At 44.3% G+C, this 571-nt stretch carries 1 protein-coding gene; it reads right to left on the bottom strand.

What is annotated here, in order from left to right:
* On the bottom strand, positions 1 to 571 hold a 571-nt coding region (locus tag ACQEXU_RS22010; RefSeq protein ID WP_427012302.1), incomplete at both ends, for a type I restriction-modification enzyme R subunit C-terminal domain-containing protein.

Raw genomic sequence — 571 nt, 5'->3', positions numbered from 1 at the left:
GATTGATAAATCTCAGCTTCCAATTCAGAAATCGCTTCTAAGTATTGCTCTTTACCACCAAAGCACTTTTTGACGATTTCAGCAGGGCGTCCCATCTCGTCAAAAGGCTTAACTTTGAGTACATGAATATTCTCAATCTCTTGAACGCCTTCGTCTGCGTACTTGTCTAGTAGGTTGCTCAACACCTGCTGAGCTGTTTCACCATACTTAGTGAAGTAGTTGCGCTTTTTGACGTTATCAGCCCGTTCTTTTCTGGTGAGTGCTGGTTGGTCATACACGACATGACAAATCATGTCGAATGGGTCGAGATCTTTGCCAACTTCTAGCTCTAACGCTTCCCAGATGATGCCTTCCTCTGCCAGTTCATCAATGATTGCTTGTTTTTTATCGGCATCTTGCCAGCGCTTAACAAAGTCATCCATCGAGGTGAACTGTTTTGCCATCGTCTTGCGGGTATAGTCTTTGAACGACTCGGTTACGAGTTTACCGTCGGAATCGTAGTATTGAACACGTTCGGCAATGGCTTTCACCGTTACACCGTTGACATGGAACTTTCTAACTCGGTTTTCAT

The organism is Vibrio sp. TRT 21S02 (assembly GCF_050113675.1).
In the GTDB taxonomy this organism is placed as follows: domain Bacteria; phylum Pseudomonadota; class Gammaproteobacteria; order Enterobacterales; family Vibrionaceae; genus Vibrio.
This window is presented reverse-complemented; position numbering and strand designations above follow the sequence as displayed.